Below are 4,887 nucleotides of genomic sequence, written 5' to 3'. Positions count from 1 at the left end.
GCCGCGCCCAAGGGCCTGCCGGCGCCCGTGGTGCGACGGCTCAACGCGGCGCTCAACGCCGCCCTGCAGACACCCGCGGTGCGCGAGCGCCTCCTGGCCACGGGCAGCGACATCGAGGCCGGCCCGCCCGAGGCGGCCACCGAGCTGGTCGCGACCGACTTCCGCAAGTGGGGCCAGGTGATCCGCGAGCAGCAACTCCGTTTCGATTGACCCGCCCCTTTTCCTTTTTTCTCTTCCTCTCCAAGGACCTTCACGCATGACCACGACCCTCCAGGACCCCGCGGCCGACACCGCCGCGCCGCCGCAGCTCGCCATCGACGGCGCCGTCGCCACCATCACGCTGCGCCGCCCCGGCAGCCACAACCGCATCGAGCCCGACGACCTGCCGGTGCTGCGCGCCTACCTGCGCCAGCTCGACGCCGATCCCGCGGTGCGCGTGATCGTGTTCGCGAGCACCGGCAAGAGCTTCAGCTCGGGCTTCGACCTCTCGCGCCTGGGCAAGGCCGCCGCCACCGGCGAGAACCTGTTCGAGCAGTTCACCGACGAGATCGAGAACGCGCGCGCGGTCACCATCGCGCGGCTGCACGGGCCGGTCTACGGCGGCGCCACCGACCTCGCGCTGGCCTGCGACTTCCGTCTCGGCGTGCAGGGCATGCGCATGTTCATGCCGGCCTCGCGCCTGGGCCTGCACTACTACGGCCACGGCATCCGCCGCTGGGTCTCGCGGCTGGGGCTCGGCGCGGCCAAGAAGCTGTTCCTGACCTCGCGCGCGATCCAGGCCGAGGAGATGCTGCGCGTGGGCTACCTCGATGCGCTGGTCGCGCCCGAGGCGCTCGATGCCGAGCTGCGCACCTGGCTCGACGAGCTGCTCGCGGTGGCGCCGATCCCGCTGGTCACGATGAAGCGCACGCTCAACGAGACCGCGCGTCAGCAGTACGACGAGACCGCCGCGCAGCAGGCGCATGTCGCCAGCCTGCGCACGCGCGACCTGCACGAGGCCCTGGCGGCCTTCGCCGAGAACCGCGCGCCTCGCTTCGAGGGCCATTGAGCGTGGCGCACGGAATGCCGCCACCGGACCCCGCCGCGCTGCCGCTGGCCGGCGTGCGCGTGCTCGAGCTGTCGCAGATCATGGCCGGCCCGATCTGCGGCCTGATGCTGGCCGACATGGGCGCCGAGGTCATCAAGATCGAGAAGTTTCCGGCCGGCGACGACGCGCGCGGCTATGCGCGGCCCAACGATCCGGGGCTCGCGCCATCGTTCGTGATGCTCAACCGCGGCAAGCGCTCGGTGGCGGTCGACATCCGCCAGCCGGCCGGGCAGGACGTGATCCGCCGGCTCGCGGCGCGCTGCGACATCGTCACCGAGAACTTCCGGCGCGGAAAGCTCGATGCCCTCGGCCTCGGCTACGAGCAGCTGCGCGCCGCGAACCCCGGCCTCGTCTACTGCTCGATCAGCGGCTACGGCCCCAACGGCCCGCTGAGCGACAAGGGCGGCTTCGACCTGGTGCTGCAGGCCTTCTCGGGCCTGATCAGCGTCACCGGCAGCCTCGGCGGCGAGCAGGCCAAGCCCGGCAACTCGGTCGCCGACATCAATGCCGGCATCCTGGCCGCGCTCGGCAGCCTTTCGGCCTATGTGCGGCGGCTGCGCACCGGCATCGGCAGCAAGGTCGAGACCTCGCTGCTGCAGGCTTCGCTGCAGCAGATGTACTGGTTCGCCGCGGCCTACTTCTCGAGCGGCGCCATCGCGCGGCCGATGGGCACCGCCCATCCGCTGATCGCGCCCTACCAGACCTTCCGCTGCGCCGAGGGCGCGATCGCGATCGGCGGCGGCAACCAGGCCAATTGGCAGCGCATTGCCGAGGTGCTGGGCCATCCCGAATGGGTGGACGACCCGCGCTTTCGCACGGGCCGCGACCGGCTCGCGCACCAGGCCGCGCTCGAGGCGCTGATCACGCAGGCGCTGGCGCCGCACGGCGCGGACCACTGGATCGAGCGCCTCGACCGTGCCGGCGTGCCGGTGGGACCGGTGCACGACGTGAAGCAGGCGCTCGAGCATCCGCAGTCGAGCGCGGTGTCGATGGTGGTGGAGGTCGACCATGCCGAGGGCGGCACCACGCGCTCGCTCGGGCTGCCGCTGCACTTCGACGGCGTGTCGCCGCATGCGCGCTCGGCCGCGCCGCGCGTGGGCGAGCAGACCCACGAGGTGCTGCGCGAATTCGATTTCGGCGAGGAGGAGATCGAGCGGCTGCAGCGCGCGCAGGTCATCGCGCAGCACGCCGCGGCCTGAGGATCAGCCCAGCGGCAGTTCGTAGCGCGCGAAGAGGCCGAAGTCCTTGCGGGTCTCGCTGTGCAGCGCGAAGCCGAAGCGCTCGTAGAGGCGGCGCAGCGGCGCGCGGTCGGCCACGCAGTCGAGCCGCAGGTGGCGCTTGCCGAGCGCCGTCGCCCGTTCGCGCGCGAACACCAGCAAGGCGTTCGACACGCCTTGCCCCGCGAAGCCGCGGCGCACCGCGAGCTTGTGCACGTAGAGCGAGCTGCCGGCCTCGATCTCGGGCCAGAAATACGGATCCTCGAGGTCGAGCCGGACCACGCCGGCCACCTGGCCATCGATGCGCGCGATGAAGTAGCCGCCGGCTGCGCAGTCGCGCTCGATCCGTGCGGGCGCGATCTCCGGCCCCGACCACAAGGTGCGGCCTTCGTCGACCAGCCATTGCGCGGCCTCGTGCAGCACGGCGACGACGGTGGGGGCTTCCTCGGGGCGGGCGGGTTCGATCTGCATGGGGTGCGAAGCATAGCGGCCCGCTGCCGCGGTCCTCACTGCCAGCGATAGCGTGCCGTGAGCGTCGCCGTGCGGCGCGTGCCCTGGTAGCACTCGCCGTGGTAGCAGATCGAGTTGTATTTCTTGTCCGCCAGGTTGGAGACGTTGAGCGCCACGCGCCACGGGCCGCGCTCGTAGTGCAGGGCCGCGTCGAGCAGCGTCACGCCGCGTTCGGCGCTGGTGTTGTGCTCGTCGTTCTGGCGCTTGCCGACGTAGCGCACGCCGCCGCCGAAGCCCAGGCCGTTGCCCAGCGTGTAGTCGAGCCAGACCGAGGCCGACTGCTTGGGCACCAGCGGCGGGATCTTGCCGATCTCGTCGGGGTCGGCGCTGGCGAGCACCTTCATGTCGAGCCAGGTGTAGGCCGCCGCGATGTTCAGGCCCGGCGCGAGTTCGCCCTTGGCTTCGAGCTCGATGCCGCGCGAGCGCTGCTTGCCGATCTGGCGGCCCTCGAAGGTCGCGGGGTCGTAGGTGACCACGTTGGTCTTGCGCAGGTCGAAGGCGGCCGCGGTGAACAGGCTGCGCGAACCCGCGGGCTGGAACTTGAGCCCGAGCTCGACCTGCTTGCCGCGGCTGGGCCGGAAGGCCTCGTTGTTCGCATCGGTGCCGCTGTTGGGCAGGAAGGAGGTGACGTAGCTCAGGTAGGGCGCCCAGCCGTTGCCCAGCAGGTAGCTGAGGCCGGCCCGGCCGCTGAAGGCGCTGTCGGACTTGCGAGAGCGGCTGCTGTCGAGATGGTCGTCGGTGACCTGGCGCACGCGGTCCTGGCGGCCGCCGAGCGTGAGCACCCAGCGCTCGCCGAACTTGAGCTGGTCCTGCGCATAGAAGCCGAGCTGGCGCGTCGACTGGTCGAGGTTGGCGAGCGGCTCGGTGGGCAGTGCCACCGGCTGGCCATAGACGGGCGCGAGCAGGTCGAGGCTCGGAGCCGGGCCGATGAAGCGCCGTTGCCGGCCCTTCTGGTCGCTGTAGTCGACGCCCAGCAGCAGCGTGTGCTGCACATCGCCATGCTGCAGCCTGCCCTGCACGCTGGTGTCGAGCGTCGCGAGGTTCACGGGGTCGCGCCAGGTCCTGGCGATGCGCGACAGCGTGTGCTGGTCCTCGCCCAGCGCGTCGGCCCAGACCACGCGCCGGCTCGGGTCGACGCGGCTGTAGCGGAAGTTCTGGCGCAGGGTCCACTGGTCGCCCAGGGCGGTCTCGAAGCGGTAGCCGATGGCGCCTTGCGTCTGCTTGAGCTGGCCGAAGCTGTGGTCGCCCACCTTGATCGACGAGAGGGCGTAGTTCTGCGTCAGGTAGTAGGGATCCTCGGCCGTGTTGTTGCGCAGGAACTCGGCCAGCACGGTCAGCGAGGTGCCCGCGTTCGGCTGCCAGCGCAGCGAGGGCGCGATGTAGGTGCGCGTGTGGTTGAGCCTGCGGCCGTCGGGGTAGCGGTCCTGGTCGTTGCTGTCGAGGCTCAGGCCGACCAGCCGGTAGCTCAGCACAGCGTCGCTGCCGATCCGGTCGCCGAGGTCGAAGGCCAGCTGCTGGCGCTGGTAGCTGCCGTACTGCAGCTCGATCTCGCGGATCCGCTCGCCCGTGGGCTGCTTGCTCACGCGGTTGACGATGCCGCCCGCGTCGGCCTGGCCGAACACCATCGACGCCGGGCCGCGCAGCACCTCCACGCGCTCCAGCGCATAGGGCTCGGTCAGGTAGTAGGTGGGAACGAAGGAGGCCTGGGCCAGCCCGTCGCGGTAGACGCCGGTGGTCGACGAGTTGAAGCCGCGCAGCAGCACGTACTCCCAGCCGCGGTTGTCGGGACCGTAGGTGCTGGTGGTCACGCCGGGCGTGTAGCGCAGCGCCTCCATCACGTCCTGCGCGCCGCGCGCCTCCATTTCCTCGCGGCCGATCACCGACACCGATTGCGGCACCTCGATCAGCGGCGTGTCGATCTTGGTGGCCGTGCCGCTGATGCGCGCGGCATAGCCGGGCACGGGGCCGTTGCCGCTTTCGCGCTCGGCGTTTGCGTTCACCTGCACGGCGGGCAGGCTGCCGCTGCCCGTGACGGGCGCGGTCGGCGCGGAGGTCGCGGATTCGGCGGGCGCG

Annotated in this window: 5 protein-coding genes; 3 read left to right on the top strand and 2 right to left on the bottom strand. The window is 71.3% G+C overall.

The features are described 5' to 3' along the window. The 3 genes from AC27VN_RS32545 to AC27VN_RS32535 form a co-directional block, all read left to right on the top strand. Positions 1–210: tripartite tricarboxylate transporter substrate-binding protein (locus AC27VN_RS32545; RefSeq protein ID WP_490879235.1), on the top strand; the 210-nt coding region annotated here is incomplete at its 5' end. A gap of 46 nt (positions 211–256) precedes the next feature. Continuing rightward, the gene (locus AC27VN_RS32540) at positions 257–1,048 is read left to right on the top strand and encodes an enoyl-CoA hydratase/isomerase family protein (protein WP_490879234.1); all 792 of its coding nucleotides are present in this window, start codon (positions 257–259) and stop codon (positions 1,046–1,048) included. A 14-nt stretch (positions 1,049–1,062) separates the two neighbouring features. Further along, complete coding sequence (locus AC27VN_RS32535) at positions 1,063–2,286, top strand: CaiB/BaiF CoA transferase family protein (RefSeq protein WP_057596479.1); 1,224 nt, start codon at positions 1,063–1,065, stop codon at positions 2,284–2,286. Positions 2,287–2,289: 3 nt separating this feature from the next. Here the strand turns inward: AC27VN_RS32535 and AC27VN_RS32530 are convergent, their stop codons facing one another. Together AC27VN_RS32530 and AC27VN_RS32525 are read right to left on the bottom strand one after the other, a co-directional pair. After that, a complete protein-coding gene (locus AC27VN_RS32530) occupies positions 2,290–2,775 on the bottom strand; it encodes a GNAT family N-acetyltransferase (RefSeq protein WP_208507490.1) in 486 nt (161 codons plus the stop codon). A 35-nt stretch (positions 2,776–2,810) separates the two neighbouring features. Next, positions 2,811–4,887 (bottom strand): TonB-dependent siderophore receptor (locus AC27VN_RS32525; RefSeq protein ID WP_490879233.1); only part of this gene is annotated, 2,077 nt, incomplete at its 5' end.

It is taken from the genome of Variovorax sp. 20P10.2.4 (genome assembly GCF_058244205.1).
The sequence above is the reverse complement of the archived record's forward strand: the minus strand, read 5'-3'. Positions and strand labels throughout refer to the sequence as shown.

What these genes read in the sequence shown, in the direction of transcription:
- AC27VN_RS32540 (WP_490879234.1), top strand. Translation starts at nt 257, where the DNA reads ATGACCACGACCCTCCAGGACCCCGCGGCCGACACCGCCGCGCCGCCG.
- AC27VN_RS32530 (WP_208507490.1), bottom strand. Translation starts at nt 2,775, where the DNA reads ATGCAGATCGAACCCGCCCGCCCCGAGGAAGCCCCCACCGTCGTCGCC.
- AC27VN_RS32535 (WP_057596479.1), top strand. Translation starts at nt 1,063, where the DNA reads ATGCCGCCACCGGACCCCGCCGCGCTGCCGCTGGCCGGCGTGCGCGTG.